Source organism: Paracoccus sp. UBA889 (assembly GCA_002294185.1).
Lineage (GTDB): Bacteria > Pseudomonadota > Alphaproteobacteria > Rhodobacterales > Rhodobacteraceae > Paracoccus.
In genome coordinates, this window is record DBFD01000027.1 from 43,890 (window position 1) to 67,069 (window position 23,180).

Genomic DNA, 23,180 nt, shown 5'->3' on the forward strand with positions numbered 1-23,180 from the left:
TCACAGGCGCCGCGCCCGGGGGCGGCATTTTGAACGAAACGTGACCCCCGCAGTCTATGGAGTTTTGCCGAGAAACACACGATGCTGGCGAAACACGATCACCGGAGACCCTGATGCCGCGCCGCCTTGCCCTTTCGACATTTTTCGGACTGTCGCTTCTTGCGGCCTCGGCGATCCCTGCGGCAGCCCAGACCAGCGCCGCGACGCAGGATCGCGATGTGCCCTTCACCGCAGAGCAGATGGAGCTTGCGGCCTATGATGGCGGCGATCTTCCGCGCGGCCGTTCGGCGCTGACAGCCAAGGTGCAGCTTCTGCTGGATCGCTCGGGCACGTCGCCGGGCGTCATCGACGGCTACAAGGGCGCGATGAGCGAAAGCGCCATCCGCGCCTTCGAACGCCGCGTCGGCCTGCCCGAGGACGGGCTGATGGATCCGCATGTCTGGAACCTGCTGCAATCCTATTCCGAAATTCCGTTGACGCAGACCTACACCATCACCCAAGAGGACGCCGAAGGGCTGGTCGACGACATCCCGTCCGATTTCGCCGAAAAGGCCAAGATGTCCACGCAGGGCTATACCAGCATTGCCGAAAAGCTGGGCGAACGTTTCCACATGGACGAAAAGTTCATCTCCTTCCTCAATCCGGGCGTTCCGATGGTGCCTGGATCGACGATCAAGGTCGCCAACCCGGCTGCCAACATGAGCAAGAAGGTGGCCCGCATCTTCATCGACAAGGCGACGCGACGCGTGGCCGCCTATGACGAAGCGGGCAGGATGATCGTCGATTATCCGGCGACCATCGGCTCGGACGCGACACCCTCGCCCTCGGGCAAGCACCGTGTCACGTCGGTCGCGATAAATCCGAACTATACCTACAACCCGTCGAAGAATTTCAAGCAGGGCAACAACGACAAGGCGCTGATCATACCGCCGGGCCCGAACGGGCCGGTGGGATCGGTCTGGATCGATCTGTCCAAGCCGACCTACGGCATCCACGGCACGCCGACCCCTTCGCAATTGTTCAGGAACCAGTCGCGCGGCTGCGTGCGGCTGACGAACTGGGACGCACAGGAACTGGCAAGGCTGGTCATACCCGGCGTGACCACGGTCGAGTTCCTCGATGCGGGCGTGACGATCGCGGATGTCACGGGCGAAGGGGCGCAGCCGGCCGCAACCAGGGACGCGATGCTGGAAACGGCCAGCGCCGCGGCCGCCGAAGCCGTGACGCAGACAAACACCGTGTCCGACACCCTGCCCGCGCCGGCGACGGTCACGACGAAACCCGCAGCACCCCTTTCCCTGCCCGAAACCGGTGGCGGGGCCACACCCGCGCCCCCGAAGGTCTATGAAAACACCAGCGAGGAAACCGCCGACGCGGCGGCGTCGCTGGCGCCTCAGCGCGGTGATCCGCTGAGCCATGCCCTGTCGGGCGCCTTGCCGGACGCCTTCGTCGTGCCGCCGCTGGAAGGCGAGAATTGAGGGGGCCGACCCCGGTTCTGACCCTGCTGGTCTTGCTGCTGGCCGGGCCGGCCGTGGCGCAGGAACGGCCACCGGGCGCCGGCCCCGTCAGGGCGCAGTCCGCGCTGACAGGCATCCGCCCGCCGGAACGACCCGCCGAGGAAGCCAAGGCATCCGAGGAAACCACGGCGTCGCCCCCCAAGCCGGAGCAGGCCGGCGTTCCCGAAACCGAAGAAGCGGCGGCCCCGCCGGCCGAGGCCTTCGGTCCGCCAGCACCGCCCGCATGGTACGCGGCGCGTGAAAGCGACGAGGATTTCGCCGCCTGCCGACTGGCTCTGGCGATGCTGGGCACGGTTTACGAAAACCGGCCCGCCGTGACGAATCCGGACAATCCCGATTGCGGCATCGCCCGGCCGATCCGGGTTCAGCGCATCCTGCCGGACCTGATACTCGAGGGCGGCGCGGAGATGCGATGCGACACCGCGCGGGCACTTGGTCTATGGGCGCGGGATTTCGCGCGGCCGGCGGCAGCGACCCTGCCCGGCGCACCCCGCCTGACGGGGCTGCGGCTTGGCAGCACCTATGCCTGTCGCGCCCGTGTCGGCACGGGTCAGGCCCGCCCGAAACTGTCCGAACACGCGCTTGGAAATGCCATCGACATCTCGGCTTTCCTGTTCGAAGGGGCCGGGACGCTGCCGGTTCAGCCCCGACGGGACAGCGGCGACCAGGCGGAGGCGTTTCAGCGAACGGTTCGGGGTGCGGCCTGCCTGTTCTTCACCACTGTCCTGGGTCCGGGCGTGAACAAGGCCCATGCCGAACACCTGCATTTCGACATTGCCGCGCGACGCGGAGACTGGCGCCTGTGTCAGTAAAGGCTCAGCGGTTGCGCCGTTCCAGATCCAGATAGGTCGCATCGAAACGCGCCAGTGTCGCCAGTCCGCGCCAATCCAGAATGGTCACGTCGGCGCCGGACCAGCGCAACAGCCCCCGATCTCTCAGATCGCGGACCGCCCGGTTCACATGGATCGGGGAATAGCCAAGGATGTCTGCAAGTTCGCGTTGCAGCAGCGGCAGGGAAAATTGCCCGTTCGCCGCCGCGCCGACCACATTCAGGCGCGTGTAGATCTCGCACAAGAGATGTGCCAGATGCGCGCTGGATCGCAGCGAGGCCGCCGCGACCAGCCATTGCCGGTGCACAGCCGCGTCGATCAGCGTCGCCATCCATAAGAGCCGTGTCAGATGCGGAAAATTCTCTGTTATTTCAGTAAGTTGATCGTGACCTATGAATTCGACCTCGGCCGAACCGACAGCGATCACGGCATGTTCCAGCCCAGCCAGAACGAACCCGTGAAGATCAACGAAATCGCCGGGCACATGCAAGGCCGTGATCACCCGATCGTCGGGCCGGCCGACCAGCTTGTGTGATCGGGCGGACAGGCCGCGCAGCATCATGCAACTGCGGCTCTCGGTCCGGTCGAAAGGCACGATCACGTCGCCCGGACCATAGCTGGCCTGCTCGGTCTTCAAGGCGCGAAGTCGCTGAAGGTCGGCCTCGGAAAGACTGTCACGCCGTTGAAGATAGCGGATAAAATACTCGGTAATCGCCATCCGCCCCTTCCTTTCGCGCAACTGCCGGACAGTTGCAAATCAGCCCGACCGGCGCAATGGTCGGGGGGCTTAGTGTAACATTCATTAAGTAATTGCCGAGACTTCCTGTTCCTTCATCCCGCCCGTCTTGCCGGACGGGCGGCCTGTGGCAGGCGCAGAGCCTCGGACAGGCGCTCGAAGCTCTGCGCGATGCTGTTTCCCGACAAGGCCACGAAATCATCGAGTTGCGGATAAAGCCTGACCGCCTCATCCAGTCGCGGATCCGACCCCGGCGCATAGAGGCCCGCGCGAATCATCAGTTCTGATTCCGCATAAGCGCCCATCGCCCCGCGCGCCTTGGCGATCATCGCGTTTTCCTCGGGCGTGGCTGCGTCGGGCAAGGACCGCGATACCGACCGGACCACATCCACTGCCGGGAATCTTCCGCGCTCGGCGATTGCGCGGTCCAGCACCACGTGACCATCCAGCGTTCCGCGCAGGATGTCGGCCACCGGTTCTTCCATATCGGACCCGGCGACCAAGACGCTGAAAATGCCGGTGATATCGCCGCTGCCGTCGAGGCCGGGGCCGGCGCGTTCGGCCAAAGCCATGATCAGGTTCGACACCGAGGGTGGAAAGCCGCGATAGCTTGGCGGCTCGCCCGCAGCCAGGGCGATCTCGCGATGGGCCTCGGCAAAACGGGTGATCGAATCGGCCAGAAGCAGGACATGGCGGCCCTGGTCGCGAAAATGTTCGGCAACCGCCATCGCGGCCCAGGCACAGCGCCTGCGAATCAGTGGCGAGCGATCCGAAGTCGCCGTCACGATCACGGCCCGCTTCATCCCTTCGGTGCCAAGTGTTTTTTCAACAAATTCGCGCAGTTCCCGTCCCCGTTCGCCGATCATGGCGATCACCACGACATCGGCTTCTACCCCACGTGCAAGATTCGAAAGCAGGGTGGACTTGCCCACGCCCGACCCCGCGAAAAGCCCGATCCGCTGGCCGGCGACCAAGGGCAGCAGCGTGTCGAAGACCGCCAGCCCGGTCGCCAGGCGCGCACCCAGCCGCTTGCGGCCGACCGCGGGCGGCGCCTCGCAGCGGAACGGCCGCGGCTGAAGCCCCTTGGGCAGCGGCCTGTTGTCCAGCGGCCGACCCAGAGGGTCGATGATTCGCCCGATCCACGAATCGCAGGGCGCGATGGTCGGCGCGAACAGCAGCTCGACCTCGGCCCCGACCGAAAGGCCGTCGGCATTGCCTTCGGGCAGCACGTCGCAAACATCCGGTGCAAGACCGACGATCTCTCCGGCGACACAACCTTTCTGAAGCGAAATCAATACCCTGTCTCCGACCGAGGCATGGCCGTTCAATCCCTCGACGGAAATCAGCCCGGCGCGCATCTGCTGCACCTGCCCATAATACTGCGCCGGACGCAGATTCCGGATTCGGGCGACGATCGATTCAATCTTATCCATTTCGCGGCTTTCTCCGTCAGCGGCAATTCCTGCCTGTGAAACGGTTTCTAAACCAATTGGGGTTAAGACCGGGTTATCGCCGAATGAGGAGAAGCCTCATGTTTGATAACATCGAGATGATGCGAATGGCCCGCGCCATGGGTCAGAATGCCGCCCAGCGGCAGACACTTGTGGCACGCAATGTCGCGAATGCCGACACCCCGGGATACAAGGCCCAGGATCTGGAGCCCTTCGAGGAAGGATATCGGCGCACAGGCTTCGCCACGATGCGCACGACGGATCCGCGCCATATGGCCACGCCCGAGTGGTCGCCGGCCGCGATGCGCGCCTTCTCCAAGACAAGCGGAACCTCACCCAACGGCAATTCGGTCTCGCTGGAGGACGAGATGGTGAAAGCGGCCGAACTGAAGCGCGATCACGATCTGTCGCTGGGAATCTACCGTTCCGCCCTGAACCTGATGCGCACCAGCATCGGCCGCCGCTGAAGGAAAAACCCATGTCCGACCCCGTCTCGCCCCTGCAGCTTTCGGCCTCGGGAATGCGCGCGCAAAGCGAACGCCTGCGCCGCACCGCGGAAAACATCGCCAATACCGATACGCCCGGCTATCGCCGAAAGCTGGTCGCCTTCGAAGAGGCCGTCCGTTTCGGCCGCCCGACCGGAGAGGTTCAGACCTCGCGAACGCTGTTGGACCAGTCCGAACTGCCGCAGATCTACGACCCGTCAAACCCGCTTGCGGACCAGGACGGTTATTACCTCGGATCGAACGTCGATCTGGTCATCGAGATCGCCGATTCCCGCGAAGCCGGCCGCAGCTACGAGGCCAATCTGAAGATGTTCGAACAGAGCCGACAGATGGGCTCTTCGTTGCTTGAACTTCTTCGCCGCTGAAAGGATATTCCATGATCAACAGCCTGAACGCCGCCAATGCCTATTCCGCCGCCCGCAGCGCCGTGGCGCCTGGACAATCGTCACCGGCGATCGAGAAAATCTCTCAGGCGGCCGAGGATTTCGCCCTCCAGATGTCGCAGGTCGACGCCGCCTCGACCGGCGCCATGACCGGCTCGGTCGAGACCCAGCAGCTTGTCCAGACCATCGCCGAGTCCGAACTGGCGATGGAAACGGTCGTCGCCATTCGCGACAAGGTCGTCGAGGCCTATCAGGAAATCCTGCGGATGCCGGTCTGAGCCATGGGCGAAACTCTGCTTTTCGACATGATGCGCCAGGCGCTGCTGATCGCGGTGCGGATTTCTGCCCCGATGCTGGGTGTCGCGCTGGTCGCGGGCGTCGTCATCGGCCTGTTCCAGGCCCTGACCTCGGTGCAGGAACTGACGCTGACCTTCGTGCCCAAGGTCGGGCTGATGCTGATCGTCTTCTGGGTCACGATGAGCTTCATGACCACCGCGCTGTCCGATTTCTATCTCGGCCAGATCATCCCCCTGATCGCCGGAGGCTGATCCATGGAAAATGCCATCTACGCCTCTTTGACCCGGCAATCGGGCCTGATGAAGGAAATGCGCGTGGTCGCGAACAACATCGCCAATGCGAACACGACCGGATATCGCCGCGAAGGGGTGATCTTCGCCGAGAATCTGTCTGCGCTGGACCGCAATGGCGATACGCTTTCGATGGCGGATGCGCGCGGCCGGATGCTGGACCTGAAGCAGGGCGTGCTGACGCAAACGAATGGCAACCTGGATCTCGCCATCGAGGGCGATGGCTTTTTCATGGTCGAAACCCCCGACGGGCCGCGCCTGACCCGCGCCGGCGCCTTCCTGCCATCGGCTGAAGGCGAATTGATGACGGCCGACGGCAACCGGCTGCTGGACGAGGGCCAGGCGCCGATCATCCTGCCCGCCGGTGCGGGAAAGGTCGCCGTCGGCGCCGATGGCACGATGTCCGCGAATGGTGCGCCCTTTGCCCGGATCGGCGTGTTCGATGCGCCGGAAGGTTCCGACCTGACCCGTCAGGGCGGAACCCTCTTTGCACTGGATGGCGATGCCGAGCCTGTCGAGGCACCGCGCATCCAGCAAGGGTTTCTCGAGGAATCCAACGTCGATCCGGTGTTCGAGATTTCCCGCATGATCGAAGTCCAGCGCGCCTACGAGCTGGGCCAGTCCTTTCTGGATCGCGAGGACCAGCGGATCCGTAACGCGATCTCTGCCATGACACGCTGAGAGGAAACAGCATGAGAGCCCTGCAAATCGCCGCAACCGGCATGAGCGCGCAGCAGACGCGGGTCGAGGTCATCTCGAACAATCTCGCGAACATGTCCACCACCGGCTACAATGCCCGGCGCGCCGAATTCGCGGATCTGCAATATCAGCAGGCCACCCGCCCCGGCACCGTCACCGCCGCCGATGGCACCGTTATCCCCGCCGGCGTACAACTGGGCCTGGGCGTCCGCCCCACCGCCGTCAGCATCAACCTGCAGCAAGGTTCGCTGACCCAGACCGGCGGCGATCTGGACCTGGCGATCGACGGTGACGGCTATCTGGAGGTGACGCTTCCCTCCGGGATCTCGGGATATACACGCGATGGCGGACTGAAAAGGTCACCCGAAGGCCAGATCGTGACCTCGGATGGTTACCCCGTGGTGCCGGAAATCACCATTCCCGATGATGCCCGATCAATCTCGATCAACGCCGCGGGAGAGGTCTATGCCTATTTCAACGATCGCGTCGAGCCGGAATTGCTGGGGCAACTGACGCTTGCCGGCTTCGCCAATGAAAAGGGGCTGGAGGCGATCGGGTCGAACCTGTTCCTCGAAACCGCGGCCTCTGGCGCGGCCGGCGTTGCCAATCCCGGTCAGCAGGGTCTGGGCACCTTGCGGCAGGGCTATCTGGAAGACAGTTCGGTCGACGCGGTTCGCGAGATCACCGAACTGATCCAGGCACAGCGTGGATACGAATTGAACGCCAAGGTCATCACCGCCGCCGACCAGATGCTCGGCGCCACGACGCAGGTGCGGTGATGCGGGCGCTTGCAACAATCGCGGCGCTGCTGGTCGCCCTGCCTGCCTCGGCCGGCGGATTGGCGGCGGCGCGCACCCTGCCCGCGGGCACCATCATCACCGCCGCCGATCTCAGGGCCATCGACAGCAAACGGCCCGGTCTGGACGATCCGTCGCAGGCCATCGGGTTGCAGACCCGCATCACGATATACGAGGGCCGTCCCATCCAGGCGACGTTGCTGCAAGCCCCGAAGCTGGTCGGGCGCAACCAGATCGTGCGCCTGTCATTCCGTCGCGGCGCCTTGCGGATCGATGCCCAGGGCCGGACGCTGTCGGACGGTGCGGCGGGCGACGTGATCCGGGTGATGAACCTCGATTCACGTTCCATCATCAATGCTCTCGTCGAAGAAGACGGCAGCCTCACGACGCTGAACTGACGCGGCGCAGAAGCCAAGGAATTCCGATGAAACCGATCCACCTGCTTTGCCTTGCCCTTGCATTGGGTGCCTGTTCCCGCGCCGCCAATATCGGCCGGCCGCCGCAACTGACCTCACCCCGCGAAGGCGAGGAATTCATCGCCATGACCAATCCGCCGCTGGAAATTCCGGTCGATTCTGGCCGACCGGAGGCTGCGGCATCGCTGTGGGCCGGGACCACATCCTCTCTGATCACCGACCGGCGTGCGGCGACGCGCGGCGACATCCTGACGGTGGTGATCCAGATCGACGATCGCGCAGAGATCAGCAATTCGTCGGGCCGTTCGCGCGCGGCGGGCGACAAGATGTCGATGCCGCAGATGGCCGGCATTCCGCAGCGGCTGGCCAACAAGCTGCCGGACGGCGCCAGCTTCGACAATCTGGCCGACGCGAAATCATCTTCGACCTACAAGGGCAGCGGCAATATCTCGCGTCGCGACAAGCTGACCTTGCGGGTCGCGGCGACGGTCACCGACCGGCTGCCCAATGGAACCCTTCAGATCGAGGGCACCCAAGAGGTCCGGGTGAACTACGAATTGCGCGAACTGACGGTCAGCGGGTTCGTGCGGCCTGGCGACATCGACCGCAACAACGAGATCGCCTATGACCGCATCGCCGGTGCGCGCATTTCCTATGGCGGTCGGGGGCAGATCACGGATGTGCAGCAACCCCGCTATGGCCAGCAGATCGCTGATATCCTTCTGCCCTATTGAGGACCGCCGATGAAGAAGATCCTGACATTCCTGCTGCCGCTTGCCGCGCTTGGCGGCGGCATCGCCGGCGGCGAGATCCTGCGCCCTTCGACCGAAAGCGGGAATACCGAAATCGCCTCGTCGACGGAGGGCAAGCAGCAACCCGCCGATGACGCTCGGGCCGATCAGGCAGGCGGCGAAAAAGACGCGAAGGCCGATGCCAGCGCGTCCTCGGGCTATGGAGATTCCGGTGGGAACGACGAGAAGACCGAAGGTCGTGGCTGGTTCACCTTCCCTTCGCAATTCTTCGTGCCGCTGATGCGAAACGGCGACATGGGCGCGATGATGATCGTGACCCTGACCATCGAAACCGATGCCGCACAACTGGAAAAGGTGCAGAAGCAGGAATCCCGGCTGCGCGACGCCTTGCTGCGTCAGTTGATGATCCAGGCCAATACCGGCGGTTTCGACGGCAATTTCACGACCGAACCGTCACAGCGCGTTCTGCGCGAAGAATTGCTCAAGGCCGCCCGCGCCGCGACGGACCTGCAGATCGACGCCGTCCTGATCGAGGATATCGCACGGCAGACCAGTTGAGCGGCAAGACACCGGCACCAATGTCAGTCGCGATCTCCCAGCAGCGCGCGAAGATACCGCCCGTAGGAATTCTTCGAGAATTTCTCGGCACGCGCGCTCAGCTGATCGGCGCTGATCCATCCGGCCTCGAAGGCAATTTCTTCCGGGCATCCGGTCTGAAGACCCTGCCGATTTTCCAGCGTGCGCACGAAATTTCCCGCATCCAGCAAGCTTGCATGGGTTCCCGTATCCAGCCAGGCGAAGCCGCGCCCCATCTTTTCGACGGTCAGCGCGCCTTCCTGAAGGTAGCTTTCCAGCAATGTCGTGATCTCAAGCTCGCCCCGTGCGGAAGGTCGCACCTTTGCCGCACGCCGTGACGCGCTGCCGTCGAGGAAATACAGCCCAGTCACCGCGAAATTCGAAGGCGGTCTTTCAGGCTTTTCGATGATCGCCCGCGCGCGGCCTGCCGCATCGAAATCCACCACGCCATAGCGTTCCGGGTCGGCGACACGGTAACCGAAAACGGTCCCGCCGTCGGATCGCATATGGGCCGATTGCAGCAACACCGGCAACCCATGCCCGAAGAAGATGTTGTCGCCCAACACCATCGCCGAGGGTGCACCGGCCAGAAAATTCTCGGCCAGAAGATATGCCTGGGCCAACCCGTCGGGCGAGGGTTGCGCGATCCATTCGAAACGCAGTCCCCATTGGCTGCCATCACCCAGCAGTCGCTGAAACTGGGTCTGGTCCTCCGGCGTGGTGATGATCGCGATCTCACGGATTCCGGACAGCATGAGAACGCTGATCGGATAATAGATCATCGGCTTGTCATAGAGCGGCAGAAGCTGCTTCGACACGCCCATCGTGATCGGATAGAGCCGGGTGCCCGATCCGCCTGCCAGCACAATGCCCTTGCGCGTGGTCATGCTGTCTCCTTCAACTGACGCAGCACATCTTGCAGACCAACGCGCCAATCCGGGCGTGAAATTCCGAAATCCCGCTCGATCTTGCGGCAGTTCAGTCTGGAATTCAAAGGGCGCCGGGCGGGCGTCGGGTAATCCGCCGTCGCGATATCGCGCACCTCGCAGGTGAGGCCGGCATGTGAAAAGATCTCGCGCGCGAAATCCGCCCAGGACACGTCGGGGGTTCCGGCAAAGTGATAGATGCCGCGCGTTGTTTCTGCAGTCAGCATCCGACTTGCCATGTGCAGCAGGGCTTGAGCAATATCCCTCGCGGGGGTCGGTCCACCCGACTGGTCCGCGACGATGGACAGAATCTCCCTTTCCGCGCCGAGGCGCAGCATGGTCTTCACGAAATTGCTGCCATGCGCCGAAAAGACCCATGACGTCCTCAGGACGGCCCATCGCCCACCCGTATCGGCGATGGCCTGTTCGCCGGCCAGCTTGCTGGCGCCGTATTGCCCCAGTGCTCTGGTCGGATCATCCTCGGACCACGCCGTCAGGCTTGAACCGTCGAAGACATAGTCGGTCGAGACATGCAAAAAGGGAATGCCCAACGCTTTCGCCGCTCGCGCCATCTCGGCCGGCGCTTCGGCATTGATCTTCCAGGCAAGGTCGCGCTCCGTCTCGGCGCGGTCGACGGCGGTATAGGCGGCTGCGTTCACGATGACGCTGGGTGCGATTGTCCCGATCACCTTGGCGCAGCGCTCCGGCCTTGACAGATCCGCGTGCTGCCGGCCGAGGAAAATCGCCTCTGGAGCCAGGCCACGCAATTCCCGCGCCAGTTGTCCGTTCAGACCGAAGACCAGCAAACCCTTCACCGACCGGTCCCCAACCGCTTCCCGACGCCGTCCCGCCCCAGCAAGGGCTGCCACCACGCGGGATTGTCCAGATACCACCGGACGGTCCGGCGCAGCCCCTCCTCTATGGTCACCGAGGGACGCCATCCCAATTCGCTGCGAATGCGTGTGGGATCGATGGCATAACGGCGATCATGCCCCGGCCGGTCAGGCACGAAGGTGACAAGCCGCCCATGAGGCCCATTTTCGGGCTTCAAGACATCCATCTGCGCGCAGATCATCCGTACCAGTTCCAGATTGGTCGCCTCGTTTTCTCCGCCGATATTGTAGCTGCGTCCCGTCCGGCCCTTTTCCAGCACCAGCAGCAAGGCATCGGCATGGTCCTCGACATAGAGCCAATCGCGGATGTTTCCGCCATCGCCGTAGACGGGTATGCTTTGTCCCGCAAGTGCCCTGAGAATGACGACCGGAACCAGCTTTTCGGGAAAATGAAAAGGCCCGTAGTTGTTCGAACAATTCGTGAGAACGACCGGCAGGCCATAGGTCTCGTGCCATGCCCTTGCCAGATGATCGGAGCCTGCCTTGCTTGCCGAATAGGGACTGCGCGGATCATAGGGCGTGTCCTCGATGAATTGTCCTTCATTGCCGAGACTGCCGAAAACCTCGTCGGTCGAGATGTGATGGAAGCGGAAGTGATCCGGCCGCCCTCGGGCGACCCAATAGGCCCTTGCCGACTCCAGCAGATTGAAAGTTCCCAGAATATTCGTCTCGATGAAGGCCGCAGGTCCGTCGATCGAACGATCGACATGACTTTCAGCCGCGAGGTGCATGATCGCCTCTGGACGGTGGCGGGCGATCACGCGATCAAGCGCCGCCCGGTCGCGAATGTCCGCCTTTTCGAAAAAATAGCGCGGATTTCCCGCGACACTCGCAACATTTGCCGGATTCGCAGCATAGGTAAGCGCATCGAGGTTCACGACCTGGTGCCCGCGTTCGATAGCCCGCCTCACAACGGCTGAGCCGATGAAACCGGCGCCGCCGGTGACAAGAATCCTCATCCCGGTTCCCCGAGCGCAAATGGACTCGTCCAGTCGCCGAAGGCAGGGGCTGCGGCATCCTTTTGCGACAGAACGGGATCCGCCACACTCCAATCGATCCCCAGGCTGTCCCAGCGGACGACACCGTCGCTGGCACGATCATAATAATCAGTACATTTGTAGACGATTTCGGTTTCGGGTTCGCGCGTCACGAAACCATGCAGAAAGCCCGCCGGGATCCAGATCTGCCGGCCGTTTGCAAAGGAAAGCTCGACCCCGATCCAGCGCCCGAAATCCGGGCTGCCTTGCCGGGCATCCACGGCGACGTCGAAAAGCCGTCCGCGACCGCAACGGACAAGTTTTCCCTGCGCATGTGGTGGCGCCTGATAGTGAAGCCCGCGCAGTGTTCCGGCATGCGAAGACAGGGAATGATTGTCCTGAACGAATTCGGGAAGATCGATACCTGCCTCGAGCAGCGACTTTCTGCTCCAGCTTTCAGAGAAGAACCCCCTGTCGTCACCATGCCGGATCGGGGTGATGATCAGCACGCCATCCAAGTCGGTCTTCTCGATATACATGCTGATGCCATCAATCGCTTTCCCGCGGATCCAACCTCAAAACAGCTGGAACTTCAACCGCGGAGAGGGCCTGATCCGACCTGCCGCTTCCGACTTCGCCGATTCGCCTTCATCCGGACCTCATTCGACGATCAGATCGGCATGAAGCGCCCCTGCGGCATGGATCGATTTCAGAATATCGATCATGTCGCGTGGCCTGACGCCCAGTGAATTCAGCCCTTCGACAAGATCGCTCAGCGACGTTTCGCCCGCAACCTCGGCAAAGCCGATGCCCGGCTCCTCGCGAATTTCTGACGATGTTCGCGGAACAGTCACGGTTTCCCCCTGGGCAAAGGGATTTGGCTGGGAGACGACCGGGGCTTCGCTGACCCTGAGGGTCAGGTTGCCTTGCGAAACGGCAACGCGCGAAATGCGCACCTTTTCCCCCATGACGATTGTTCCGGCCTTCGGATCGATCACTACCTTCGCGCGATCCTCGGGTTCGACGGTCAGATTCTCGATCCGACCCAATACCCGGGCGGGGTTTACCTCGCCAAGGTTGCGAAACTCCACGATCACCGTGCCGCTGTCCTGAGTCGTCGCGATGCGAAGCTTGAAGTCGCGGTTGATCACGTCCTCTACGCGGGTGGCCGTGGTGAAATCGGCATTCCTCAGGGCGATGCGGATATTCTGGATCTCCGCAAAATCGAACTGAACCTCGCGTTCCACACGCGCGCCAACCGGTATGGCACCGGCTGTCGGCACGCCCTGGACGACGCGCGACGCCTGGCCGGAAACCGAAACGCCACCCGCAATGATCGAGCCTTGCGCCACGGCGTAGATTTCTCCATCGGCAGCCTTAAGCGGGGTCATGACCAACGTGCCCCCAAGCAGGCTTTTCGCATCGCCTATGGTAGAGACGCTGACATCGATGCGACTGCCCGACCGCGCGAAGGGTGGTAAGGTCGCTGTCACGACGACGGCGGCGACGTTCTTCGATCGCAGTGCTTCGTCGGTGACATTTACCCCCAACCGCTCCAGGAGGCCGGCAAGCATTTCCTCGGTGAAAGGTGCATTGCGAAAACCGTCGCCGGTGCCGTCCAGGCCCACGACCAAGCCATAGCCGACCAGATCGTTCCCGCGAACTCCGTCGAAATCAGCCAGATCCTTGATGCGAACCGGGGCTGCCCCTGCGATCAGGGGCACCAGCATGACAAGCGAACAGACAAATGATATCAGTCGTTTCACAGGAAATCCACCAATCTGAGTTTTGACAGCCTCGCAGTCACCGCATAGAGCGTTTGAAGCTGGCTCTGGGCCTCGGTGATTGCCGCAGCGGTCTGATAGGGATCGGCCTGTCTGATCTGGTTGCGGGCGCTGGTCAGCGTAGCCTCGACCGCTGAAGTCTCGCTCTGCGCACGCTCGACCAATTGCTGGTTCAATCCGATTCTCGCCATTTCTGACAGCAGAGAATCGCGATTGGAAACGATCGCGGTGGTCGCGTTTTGCAACAATGCGCTTCTTTCCGCGTGATCACCCGCCAGGACACCACGATCCAGAAGCGCCGCGGTTGCCAAACCCTTCAACTGGTCGCGCAGGGCCGGAGACAGCACCGTGGTCCGCAGCACGATGCTGCTATCTTCCGCAATCGCGATGTTCTGCGCTTCGTCCACGCTTCCGGAATAGGCCAAGTCGGAAAAACCCCCTGCACCCGGCGCCGCATCAAACCAGGCTGCAACGGCAGCAGTCACATCGCCTGCGGTATTCAACCCCGAAACAACCGTCTCAAGTTGGTCCAGAATCTGTCCGGCCGCCATCAGCGGCGGCTGATCGGTATTCGTACCCGCGAAGAAATAGCGTCCAGCCACGGCCCCGTTGAAACGCGCAACGGTCGATTCGAAAACGCCGGCCGCGTCAGCCGCATGAGCAGCGAGGGTCGTGACGGTCGCATTGCCGGCATCGGACAAAAGCGCCGACGACAAGGCAACCGACATGTCGTTCGTGGAAACCAGCGCGTCCTGCATCCCTTGGGTCAGTGATGCCGCTTCCCTCGCGTTCCGGCTGTATTGCGCCGCCATCGACAATCGCGATTCGATGTCGTTCAGAACGCGCGTATTCCCGCCCAAACGGCCGGACAAATCCTTGACCTCGCCGCTGGACAATTCATCGCTGAGCGTCGCAAGCGTTGTCTTGATCCGGTTCGAGGCGGCCTGCAACGCAAAGGCGCGTGCCTGATCACCCAAAGAATTCACGTTCATGGTCAAAGCCTCAGAATTTGGTCCATCATCTCGTTGATTGCCTGGATCACGCGGGCGTTCGCCGCATAGGCCTGTTCGTATTCCAAGAGGCGCTGCATTTCCGCGTCGCTGTCCACGCCATCGGCCATCAAGCGCGAGGAAATCGTTTCAGCACGGGAATTGCGGACCGCAGCGTCTGCTTCCGCATTTACTCGGCGCGTGGCGACCCGCGATTCGACACTGGCGAGCCGCGCCGCGAAACTGGCATTGCCGTCGAAGCCGCTGCCCGCAAGCGGTGCGCCGACCGCCTCAAGCGCGTTGGCGAGCGCGTTGAGATAGGTTGAATCCCCCACGGCGGAACTGGAAACAGCGCCCGCGCCAGAGCGGATGCGCCACAATGCGCCACCGCTTTCCGGCCTGACCGAATCGTTCAACTGCAGCCGGGCGGCAAGTCCGGCGACCGATGCCACGTCCGCTCGCGATCCTGCATCGGTAAAAAGGCCGGGATCAGTCGCCGTGATGGAAGGATCCACGGATGGATCCGCCAGTCGCTCGTGCAATTCGAAGGCCAGAGCGTCCAGCTCTTGCTGAAGCTGAGGCGCCAGATCGTCGCGGATGGCGAAATTCGCCGACAGCGAACCACCGGCGAAAGGGCGCATCTGGCTGGCTGACAATTCCTGACCATTCTCGAACAGTCGCGTGACCGAGCCACTTCCAACCACGCTGTCAGCGGTCAGTTCGCCTGAATCTGTAAAGGAGAGCTCGGTCGGTGTGGTTCCGTCCAGCAGGACCGCCCCTTCAATGGTAAACAATGCGATCTTGCCCGCCTCGCGCGCGACTTCCTGAATCGGCACGATCTTCGAGATTTGGTCGACGACCAAGGCCCTTTCGTCAATCAGAGACAAGGGGTCGGAGCCGTTCGATTCCAGGATCGAAATGCGCCGGTTCAGATATGCGACCCGCTCGAGAGAGGCGCTCAGGGTCGCGACATCTGCGGCGATAGCCTGGTCGGCCATCTGGCGCGACTTCTGAACCTGGTTTGAAGCGGCGTTCAAACCCTTCGTAAGACGATCCGCCGCGATGACGACCTGGCCCAGCCGAATCTCATCATCGGGACGAGCGGACGCCGATTGCAGTGCCGTGCGGAAATCGCCCAGCAGGGTCGCCAAAGCGCCGGTTTCACCCGGCAGGCCGACCAGCTTTTCCATCGCGGACTGGAAATTCAAGCGAATCCCGGCCTCGGCGCTGGCCGATCCGGCAAGGCGCGACTCGGCGACAAGGCTGGCATTGACGACGCGGGTCACACCGTCCAGGCGGACACCACCGCCATTGCCGCCCAGGGTCTGAACGGAAACGGCAAGCTCGCGCCTAGCATATCCGGGCGTCATCGCGTTCGCCATGTTGGCGGCGACCGTTTCGGTCCCGCGTGCCGTCGCCGTCAGCCCCGACATCGCGTTCGAAAGCGCCCTTGCGATACTCATCTCCGGTCTCCTTGGCCAGATGCCGCCTTCCGGGTCAGCGTTTGATATTCGTGGTTTCCTGCAGCATCTCGTCCACGGTCTGAATGATCTTCGCGTTCGACGAATAGGCCCGCTGGGTCGAGATCAGATAGGTCAGTTCTTCGGCCACATCCGTCGTCGAAGCCTCGCGCGCATAGCCCTGGACCGATCCGCTCGGCCCATCGCCGGCATCCCACAGGAAGAAATTACCCGAGGTCGGAGAAATCTTGAACGCCTGGCCGTCGAGTGAAATGAGCCCATTGGGGTTGGGAACATCGACCACGGGCACCTGATAGAGAGTGCGGACGAAGCCGGTATCATAGGTCGCCTTGAGATAACCGTCCTGATCGACCTCGACAGTCGTCAATTGTCCGACCGGAGATCCGTTCTTCGTGATATTGGTCGGTGAGAAGCTGGCCGAGAGCTGGCGCAAGCCGGTCGTGCCGCCGGGCGTCCCGATGAACACGTCCATCGGACCACCTGCCACCGTCAGTCCCAGATTGCCGGTGGCCGCGTCGTAGGCGCCGCCACTCAGCGTGGTGACACTGCGAATGCTGCCGCCATCCGACATGCTGTCGTCGAATTCGATCCGGTAGCTGCCCACCACGTTCGCCGTCGGATCGAGGGCGGAATCGCGGACCTCGACGGTCCAGATATTCGACATGCCGGTCGGATCGGTCGTGTCCGGGGTAAAGGTGAAATCGAGTGATTCCGAGGTTCCCAGATTGCCGAAATATTCGACCTTCAGGCTCATCGGATCACCCGGTGCGGTCGGCTCGGTCTCGGTCGCCGGCAGATTGACACCAAGGCTGACGCGCGTCGTCGGGTCGCCCGACGTCTGGTTGGCAGAGATCTGCACCGGCTGCAGACCCTGCATCGTGTCGCGCGACATCAGCGGCACGGTACCATCCGCCTGCGCCGGCCAGCCCATCAGGACAAGGCCGGATTCGGTCCTCAACACGCCCTCCGAATCGGTTCGGAACGAGCCTGTCCGGGTCATCATGAAGGGCAGTTCGTCAAAGCCGTTGTCCATGTCGACCGCCGAGGTCACGGGCAACATTCCGCGCCCGCTGATGGCGATATCAAGAGGATGGGACGTGGTGACGAGCGCGCCGTCTTCATCGATGATCCGCTGCGTGCTGGCCCGAACACCGCCCGCCGAGTAAAGCCCGGCCGTGCGGTTCTGCTGCAGGACGAAAGCGTTGAAGTCCGTTTCCATCCGCTTGTAGCCGTAGGTTCCGGAATTGGCGATATTGTCCGAAATGGTCGCCAGACGGGTCGAATTCGCCGACAGACCGGCAACGCCGGCATTCATCGCGGATGACATGGACATGAAGTGACCTTTCGTCGAGTACAGGTTTGACAGGCACCTTGCGGCACGGGCCTTAAGATTCGCCTAATCGCGGCAGGCCAAAATCGTCTATCTCAGTAAAATCAGCTCGATCCGGTTGTTGACCGGGTCCATCGGATTGGCCGAGCGGTTCTTGCGATCGGCATATCCCGTCACACGCTGGATCCGCTGCGGATCCAGCCGCCCGCGTTCCAGCAGGTTGCGAACCGCATGAGCCCTGGCATCCGACAGCGCCCAGACAGGCGAAGTCACCAGCATTTCGGGATAGGCACGCACATGACCGGCTATTGCGATCTGGTTGCGGACCTGGCCCAGAACGCGGGCAATGATCCGGGCCAGTTCTTCAAGTGCGGGTTGCGGCTGTGCGGTGTCATCCATGAAAAGCGGCTGCTCGGTCAGGTCAGACAATTCGATCACCAGCCCTTCATCGGTCATCCGGGTCACGACATGCCGCAGCAGATTCGTCATCTGCATCGATTCGGCGCCTGTTCCGGACAGTTGATTCTGGATCCGGCGCGAGATGTCGTCGAATTCCGCGGCCTTTTCACTGTCGGGCAGGTCCTGCACGACGGCAGAGCGCATGCCTGCCTCGACCCCGTCTCCGGACGCGCCCGGAGTGCGCACAAGGGTCGGGTTGAAATATTCCGCCAGGCCGGTCCGCTGCTTTTCCGTGGTGGCGTTCAGCAACCACATCAGCAGGAAGAAGGCCATCATCGCGGTCACGAAATCCGCATAGGCCACCTTCCATGCGCCGCCATGATGGCCGGCTTCACCGCTTTCGACGCTGCGCTTGATGATGATCGCCGGCGGCGATCCCTTGCCCACGGCCATGTCGCCACCTGCCTTTCGATCACAGCTTGGCAATCTCGGGCCGGGCGGCGCACGAAACAAGTTAACGGATCAAATGCCTGACATTCCGCGTCTAATCATAGCTGCGGCGATCCTCGATGACCTTGCCGTCATTGGGCAGGCTGCCCGGAGCGACGATCTGTATCCGGCCCTTCAGTTTCAGCGTATCCACCACCGAACCGTCGAAAGCGGCCCCCGCCCCGGCGGAGGATTCGAGCTGGACGATCATCACGTCCATCTCGCCATCGCGGTCCGCGATCACGCGCGCACGCAGGATTTCGGGATGGCGCGCGACCAGCGCTGCGACCTGTTCGGGACGCACGAACATGCCCTTGATCTTGGTCGTCTGGTCGGCTCGGCCCATCCAGCCCCTGATGCGCATATTCGTGCGCCCGCAGGGACTGGTTCCGGGCATGATGGCGGACAGATCGCCGGTTGCGAAGCGGATCAGAGGATAATCCGGGTTCAGCGCGGTCACCAGAACCTCGCCGACCTCGCCCTCCGCAACCGGATCGCCGGTGCCGGGACGCACGATCTCGACGAGGACGCCCTCGTCCACGATCATTCCCTCGCCCGCCTCGCTTTCATAGGCGATATTGCCCAGATCGGCGGTGGCATAGCATTGCCGTGTCACGATGCCGCGATCCTGATATTCCTGCCGCAGCGATGGGAACAGCGCACCGCCGCCGACCACAGCCCTGGCAAAGCCCAGACGCTCGCCCAGAGCATCGGCGCGATCCAGGATCACCTTCAGGAAATCCGGCGTTCCGGCATAGCAGGTGGTGCCGATATCGACCGCCGCGCGCACCTGCAGATCGGTCTGGCCGGTGCCCGCGGGCAGAACCGCCGCACCGACGGCACGGGCCGCCGAATCGAACATCATTCCGGCCGGGGTCAGGTGATAGCCGAAGCAATTCTGCACGATATCGCCGCGCCCGACGCCCGCGGCATGAAGGAACCGGCCCAGCCGCCACCAGTCACCTTCCCGTCGACCGGGCTCGTAGATCGGTCCCGGACTCTGGAAGACGTGGTCGAATTCGGCGGCGGATCGGGTCGTATAACCGCCGAAGGGCGGCGAGATCTTCTGCGCTTCGGACAGATCCGCCTTTCGGACCACCGGCAGCTGCGCCAGGGCCGCGCGACCCGTCACCACACGGGGATCGATGTCACCGAGCAGCCGCGCCAGCGCCGGCGCGGACTTCGCGCGACGGATGGCGGCGGGCAGTTGGACCGCCATCGCCGCATCGCGGTCGCGGGGATCGCGGCTTTCGAGGTGGTCGTAGTAGCGGGGCATCGCGAACTCCTTCACGCCAGCCATCTTTTGCGGCGGCGATAGCTGCGCACGTCGCGAAAGGATCGGCGTCCCTCATCGGACATGCCGAGATAGAATTCCTTCACATCCGGGTTCTCGCGCAGCGCATCCGCGGGCCCGTCCATGACGACGCGGCCGTTTTCCAGGATGTAGCCGTAATGGGCAAAGCGCAGGGCGACGTTGGTGTTCTGTTCGGCCAGAAGGAAGGTCACGCCCTCGCCCTCGTTCACGGCCTTCACGATCTGAAAGATCTGCTCGACCAGTTGCGGCGCGAGTCCCATCGAGGGTTCATCCAGCAGGATCGTCTCCGGGCGCGACATCAGCGCGCGGCCCATCGCGACCATCTGCTGTTCGCCGCCCGAGGCATAGCCCGCCTGCGATCTGCGCCGCTCGCGCAGGCGGGGAAAATAATCATAGACCATGTCGAGATCGCGGCGGATCGCTGCCGCCCCATCCTTGCGGGTATAGGCGCCGGTCAGCAGGTTTTCCTCGACCGTCAGGTGTTCGAAGCACCGCCGCCCCTCCATCACCTGTATGACGCCCTTGGTGACAAGCGCCGCCGGGTTCAGATCCGCCACCCGTTCCCCACGATAGAGAATGCTGCCCTTCGTCACCTCGCCGCGTTCGCTGGCCAGCAGGTTCGAGATTGCCTTCAGCGTCGTTGTCTTGCCCGCGCCGTTGCCGCCCAGAAGCGCGGTGATGCCACCCTTGGGCACGGACAGGCTGACGCCTTTCAGCACCAGGATCACGTGGTTGTAGATCACCTCGATATTGTTGACTTCCAGCAGTGTCTCGCGCGGGTCGGCGTCGAACATGGCATGTCTCCGGTCTGGCGGTCCCGGCGGCGGTCAACGCCGCCGGGAACGGCCTCAGTTGCAGTCGCGCGGGGTGATCCCGGCTTCCTTGGCATAGGCCTCGCTGTCTTCGGCGATCAAAGGCTCCAGCACCTCCTGATCGGGCTCGGTGAAATCGCTGATCAGGTTCCACTGCTTGGCCTCGGCATCCCATTGCTGCAGCCGCGCCATGCCGCTGCCGCCGTGGTTGGCGCAGCTCAGGCTGATCTCGGGGCCGAAATCCGGCAGGCCGATCTCGGTCAGACGCTCGGGGGTGATGTCGAGCTGCTCGAAACCGTCGCGCAATTGCTGGGCATCGATCGCCGCCGTCCCCGCGATTTCCTGCGCCTTCCTGATCGCCTCGGCGATCACGACGGCCGCATACATGCCGCGCGAATAGAGGGCCGAGCCGACATATTGCCCGCCCTGGCTGGCCTTGCCGGGTTCGATGACGAATTTCCTCATGTCGTCATAGACCGGGTAATCCATGCCGACGCCGTTGAAGGTCAGTGCCTTGTAGCCATTGGCGCCCGCGCCCACCGGCAACACATCCACCTCGGAACCGGCCCACCAGATGCCGATGAAATTTTCCATCGGAAAGCGGATATTGGCGGCCTCCTGGATGGCGGCCTGGTTCATCACACCCCAGCCATACATGATCACGTAATCGGGCCTTTCGCGGCGGATCTGCAGCCACTGGCTTTTCTGCTCCTGCCCCGGCGGGTCGATCGGAATCTCGGACAATTCGAAGCCGTGCTTCTCGGACAGCTTCTGCAACGTGCGGATCGGTTCCTTGCCATAGGCGCTGTTATGATAGACCAGCGCGATCTTCTTGCCGCTCAGATCTCCGCCATTCTCGTCCAGAAGATACTTGATCGCCACCGAGGCCCCGTCCCAGTAATTCGCCGGAGCGTTGAAGACCCATTCGAAGACCTTGCCGTTCTTGGCCGAGGTGCGTCCGTAACCGGGCGTATACAGCACCTTCTTGTCCACGCTGACCTTCGGAATCAGCTGATAGGTGATGCCGGTGGACAGCGGATTATAGACCAGCGCGCCGGTATCCTTGGTCGCCTCGTAACACTCGACGCCCTTTTCGGTGTTATAGGCGGTCTCGCATTCAGGGACCTGGATCCTTTCGCCGCCGATACCGCCGTCGCGTTCATTGAGCAGCGTGAAGTAATCGGCAAAGCCGTCGGCATATTGCGTGCCGTTCGCCCCGTAGGGGCCGGTCCGATAGCTGAGGCTGGGCACGACCAGTTCGGCCCTGGCGGGCGCGGCCGCGGCCAGGGTCGCGGCCAGTGCCAATGCGGTCAGTTTCGTCTTCATTCGGGTCTCCTCCCCAAGATGATTTTGGCCGGGTCCGTCCCGGTCTTCTGCGTCAATGCGGGAACGGCCAGAGCCGCAGCTTTTCCTTCGCCAGTCGCCACAGCCGGGCCAGACCGTGCGGCTCGACGATCAGGAAAAGGATGATCAGTCCGCCCACGATCATCAGTTCGATATGCGCGGCCAGATTGGTGGGCCAGCCAAACCCGCCCACGAGCAGATTCTTCAGCAGGACCGGCAACAGGACCATAAAGGCCGCGCCGGCGAAACTGCCGAAGACGCTGCCCAGCCCTCCGATGATGATCATGAACAGGACCAGAAAGCTCTTGTTGATGCCGAAAGCCTCGCCGACCTCGGCCGCGCCCAGATAGACGGCGAAAAGCAGCGCTCCGGCGATGCCCACGAAAAAGCTGCTGACCGCAAAGGCCGACAGCTTGGCGGTCAGCGGATTGACCCCGATGATCTCGGCGGCGATATCCATGTCGCGGATCGCCATCCACTTGCGCCCCAGCGTGCCGCGCGTCAGGTTCCGCGCGACCCATGCCAGCACCACCGCAAAACACAGGCAGACCAGGTATTTCACCGCCGCCGAACTGGCCGGTCCGGTAATCGCATAGCCCAGCAGGGTCCGCTCGGGCGCCGTGATCTGGCCCGAAGCCGAGTAGTTGTAGAACCAGGGCACCTTGTTGAACAGCCAGACCAGAAAGAACTGCGCAGCCAGCGTGGCGACGGCCAGGTAGAAACCCTTGATCCGCAGGCTCGGCAGGCCGAACACCATGCCGACGATGGCGGTGATGCCGCCGGCCAGCAGGATGTGCAGGACGATGTTGACCTCTGGAAAGGCGGTCATCAGCTTGTAGACCGCATAGGCCCCTACCGCCATGAAGCCCCCTGTGCCCAGGCTGACCTGACCGGCATAGCCGGTCAGGATGTTCAGCCCCATCGCCGCCACCGCATAGATCAGGAACGGCACCAGCACCGCGCTGGCCCAGTAATCGTTGATGAGGAATGGCACGATTCCGAATGCCACCGCCAGGACGGCATAATAGCCCCAGCGATCCAGCCGGATCGGAAAGGTCTGTCCGTCCTCGCGGTAGCTGGTCTTGAAATCGCCCGCCTCACGATACAGCATCGCCGCCCCCCGCCTTCCCCGTCGCCGCGTCCGGGTATTTGTGCAACGAAGAAACCGGTATCTCCGTTGTCCAAATACCC

The 23,180-nt window shown here is 62.9% G+C and carries 26 protein-coding genes; 11 read left to right on the top strand and 15 right to left on the bottom strand.

All coding sequences use genetic code 11. From position 1 onward, the window contains the following. Positions 1-113 precede the first annotated feature (113 nt). Both B4L36_RS04685 and B4L36_RS04690 read left to right on the top strand, forming a co-directional pair. Entirely contained in the window at positions 114-1,478 is a 1,365-nt protein-coding gene (locus B4L36_RS04685; protein WP_292953105.1) for a L,D-transpeptidase family protein, read from the top strand. Then, positions 1,475-2,329 carry an extensin family protein gene (locus tag B4L36_RS04690; RefSeq protein WP_292953108.1) on the top strand — a complete coding sequence of 285 codons (855 nt, stop codon included), beginning with the start codon at positions 1,475-1,477 and terminating at the stop codon, positions 2,327-2,329. The genes B4L36_RS04685 and B4L36_RS04690 overlap by 4 nt, the downstream gene beginning before the upstream one ends. Before the next feature lie 4 nt (positions 2,330-2,333). Here the strand turns inward: B4L36_RS04690 and B4L36_RS04695 are convergent, their stop codons facing one another. Both B4L36_RS04695 and B4L36_RS04700 read right to left on the bottom strand, forming a co-directional pair. After that, complete coding sequence (locus tag B4L36_RS04695; protein WP_292953111.1) at positions 2,334-3,065, bottom strand: Crp/Fnr family transcriptional regulator; 732 nt, start codon at positions 3,063-3,065, stop codon at positions 2,334-2,336. A 113-nt stretch (positions 3,066-3,178) separates the two neighbouring features. After that, positions 3,179-4,516: a FliI/YscN family ATPase gene (locus B4L36_RS04700; protein WP_292953114.1), complete on the bottom strand. Its 1,338-nt coding sequence runs from the start codon at positions 4,514-4,516 to the stop codon at positions 3,179-3,181. A 98-nt stretch (positions 4,517-4,614) separates the two neighbouring features. Here B4L36_RS04700 and B4L36_RS04705 point away from each other — a divergent pair, with 98 nt between their 5' ends. The 9 genes from B4L36_RS04705 to B4L36_RS04745 are packed head-to-tail and all read left to right on the top strand — an operon-like array spanning position 4,615 to position 9,232. Further along, positions 4,615-5,001 (top strand): FlgB family protein, encoded by a 387-nt coding sequence (locus B4L36_RS04705; RefSeq protein ID WP_292953117.1) that lies wholly within the window; start codon positions 4,615-4,617, stop codon positions 4,999-5,001. Positions 5,002-5,012: 11 nt separating this feature from the next. Next, positions 5,013-5,405 carry a flagellar basal body rod protein FlgC gene (flgC, locus tag B4L36_RS04710; RefSeq protein ID WP_292953120.1) on the top strand — a complete coding sequence of 131 codons (393 nt, stop codon included), beginning with the start codon at positions 5,013-5,015 and terminating at the stop codon, positions 5,403-5,405. A gap of 11 nt (positions 5,406-5,416) precedes the next feature. After that, positions 5,417-5,701: a flagellar hook-basal body complex protein FliE gene (locus B4L36_RS04715; RefSeq protein WP_292953123.1), complete on the top strand. Its 285-nt coding sequence runs from the start codon at positions 5,417-5,419 to the stop codon at positions 5,699-5,701. Between the two features lie 3 nt (positions 5,702-5,704). Further along, positions 5,705-5,971: a flagellar biosynthetic protein FliQ gene (locus tag B4L36_RS04720; RefSeq protein WP_292953126.1), complete on the top strand. Its 267-nt coding sequence runs from the start codon at positions 5,705-5,707 to the stop codon at positions 5,969-5,971. 3 nt (positions 5,972-5,974) lie between these two features. Then, on the top strand, positions 5,975-6,691 hold the full coding sequence (locus B4L36_RS04725) for a flagellar hook-basal body complex protein (protein ID WP_292953129.1): 717 nt from the start codon (positions 5,975-5,977) through the stop codon (positions 6,689-6,691). 11 nt (positions 6,692-6,702) lie between these two features. Beyond that, complete coding sequence (gene flgG, locus B4L36_RS04730; RefSeq protein WP_292953132.1) at positions 6,703-7,488, top strand: flagellar basal-body rod protein FlgG; 786 nt, start codon at positions 6,703-6,705, stop codon at positions 7,486-7,488. Further along, positions 7,488-7,904, top strand: coding sequence for a flagellar basal body P-ring formation chaperone FlgA (gene flgA, locus B4L36_RS04735; RefSeq protein ID WP_292953135.1), 417 nt, complete (start codon positions 7,488-7,490; stop codon positions 7,902-7,904). Before flgG ends, flgA begins: the two co-directional genes overlap by 1 nt. Positions 7,905-7,930: 26 nt before the next feature. Continuing rightward, positions 7,931-8,656, top strand: a complete 726-nt coding sequence (flgH, locus tag B4L36_RS04740) for a flagellar basal body L-ring protein FlgH (protein WP_292953138.1) — start codon at positions 7,931-7,933, stop codon at positions 8,654-8,656. A 9-nt stretch (positions 8,657-8,665) separates the two neighbouring features. Beyond that, positions 8,666-9,232, top strand: coding sequence for a hypothetical protein (locus B4L36_RS04745; RefSeq protein WP_292953141.1), 567 nt, complete (start codon positions 8,666-8,668; stop codon positions 9,230-9,232). Positions 9,233-9,255: 23 nt separating this feature from the next. Here the strand turns inward: B4L36_RS04745 and rfbA are convergent, their stop codons facing one another. The 13 genes from rfbA to B4L36_RS04810 form a co-directional block, all read right to left on the bottom strand. Next, on the bottom strand, positions 9,256-10,137 hold the full coding sequence (gene rfbA / locus B4L36_RS04750) for a glucose-1-phosphate thymidylyltransferase RfbA (protein WP_292953144.1): 882 nt from the start codon (positions 10,135-10,137) through the stop codon (positions 9,256-9,258). After that, on the bottom strand, positions 10,134-10,991 hold the full coding sequence (rfbD, locus tag B4L36_RS04755; protein WP_292953147.1) for a dTDP-4-dehydrorhamnose reductase: 858 nt from the start codon (positions 10,989-10,991) through the stop codon (positions 10,134-10,136). The genes rfbA and rfbD overlap by 4 nt, the downstream gene beginning before the upstream one ends. Beyond that, positions 10,988-12,028 (bottom strand): dTDP-glucose 4,6-dehydratase, encoded by a 1,041-nt coding sequence (gene rfbB / locus B4L36_RS04760; protein ID WP_292953150.1) that lies wholly within the window; start codon positions 12,026-12,028, stop codon positions 10,988-10,990. The genes rfbD and rfbB overlap by 4 nt, the downstream gene beginning before the upstream one ends. Continuing rightward, complete coding sequence (gene rfbC / locus B4L36_RS04765) at positions 12,025-12,585, bottom strand: dTDP-4-dehydrorhamnose 3,5-epimerase (protein ID WP_292953153.1); 561 nt, start codon at positions 12,583-12,585, stop codon at positions 12,025-12,027. The genes rfbB and rfbC overlap by 4 nt, the downstream gene beginning before the upstream one ends. Positions 12,586-12,705: 120 nt before the next feature. Further along, positions 12,706-13,776 carry a flagellar basal body P-ring protein FlgI gene (locus B4L36_RS04770; RefSeq protein ID WP_292953156.1) on the bottom strand — a complete coding sequence of 357 codons (1,071 nt, stop codon included), beginning with the start codon at positions 13,774-13,776 and terminating at the stop codon, positions 12,706-12,708. A gap of 32 nt (positions 13,777-13,808) precedes the next feature. Next, positions 13,809-14,726, bottom strand: a complete 918-nt coding sequence (locus B4L36_RS04775; RefSeq protein WP_292953159.1) for a flagellin — start codon at positions 14,724-14,726, stop codon at positions 13,809-13,811. A 98-nt stretch (positions 14,727-14,824) separates the two neighbouring features. Beyond that, entirely contained in the window at positions 14,825-16,282 is a 1,458-nt protein-coding gene (flgK, locus tag B4L36_RS04780) for a flagellar hook-associated protein FlgK (RefSeq protein ID WP_292953162.1), read from the bottom strand. A gap of 34 nt (positions 16,283-16,316) precedes the next feature. Beyond that, the gene (locus tag B4L36_RS04785) at positions 16,317-17,633 is read right to left on the bottom strand and encodes a flagellar hook protein FlgE (protein WP_292953165.1); all 1,317 of its coding nucleotides are present in this window, start codon (positions 17,631-17,633) and stop codon (positions 16,317-16,319) included. An 87-nt stretch (positions 17,634-17,720) separates the two neighbouring features. Then, the gene (locus tag B4L36_RS04790; RefSeq protein WP_292953168.1) at positions 17,721-18,482 is read right to left on the bottom strand and encodes a flagellar motor protein MotB; all 762 of its coding nucleotides are present in this window, start codon (positions 18,480-18,482) and stop codon (positions 17,721-17,723) included. 91 nt (positions 18,483-18,573) lie between these two features. Beyond that, entirely contained in the window at positions 18,574-19,794 is a 1,221-nt protein-coding gene (locus B4L36_RS04795) for a phenylacetate--CoA ligase family protein (RefSeq protein ID WP_292953171.1), read from the bottom strand. Positions 19,795-19,805: 11 nt separating this feature from the next. Then, a complete protein-coding gene (locus B4L36_RS04800; protein ID WP_292953174.1) occupies positions 19,806-20,627 on the bottom strand; it encodes an ABC transporter ATP-binding protein in 822 nt (273 codons plus the stop codon). Between the two features lie 54 nt (positions 20,628-20,681). Further along, positions 20,682-21,971 carry an ABC transporter substrate-binding protein gene (locus B4L36_RS04805; protein WP_292953177.1) on the bottom strand — a complete coding sequence of 430 codons (1,290 nt, stop codon included), beginning with the start codon at positions 21,969-21,971 and terminating at the stop codon, positions 20,682-20,684. A 52-nt stretch (positions 21,972-22,023) separates the two neighbouring features. Beyond that, a complete protein-coding gene (locus B4L36_RS04810) occupies positions 22,024-23,100 on the bottom strand; it encodes a branched-chain amino acid ABC transporter permease (protein ID WP_292953180.1) in 1,077 nt (358 codons plus the stop codon). Positions 23,101-23,180 lie beyond the last annotated feature (80 nt).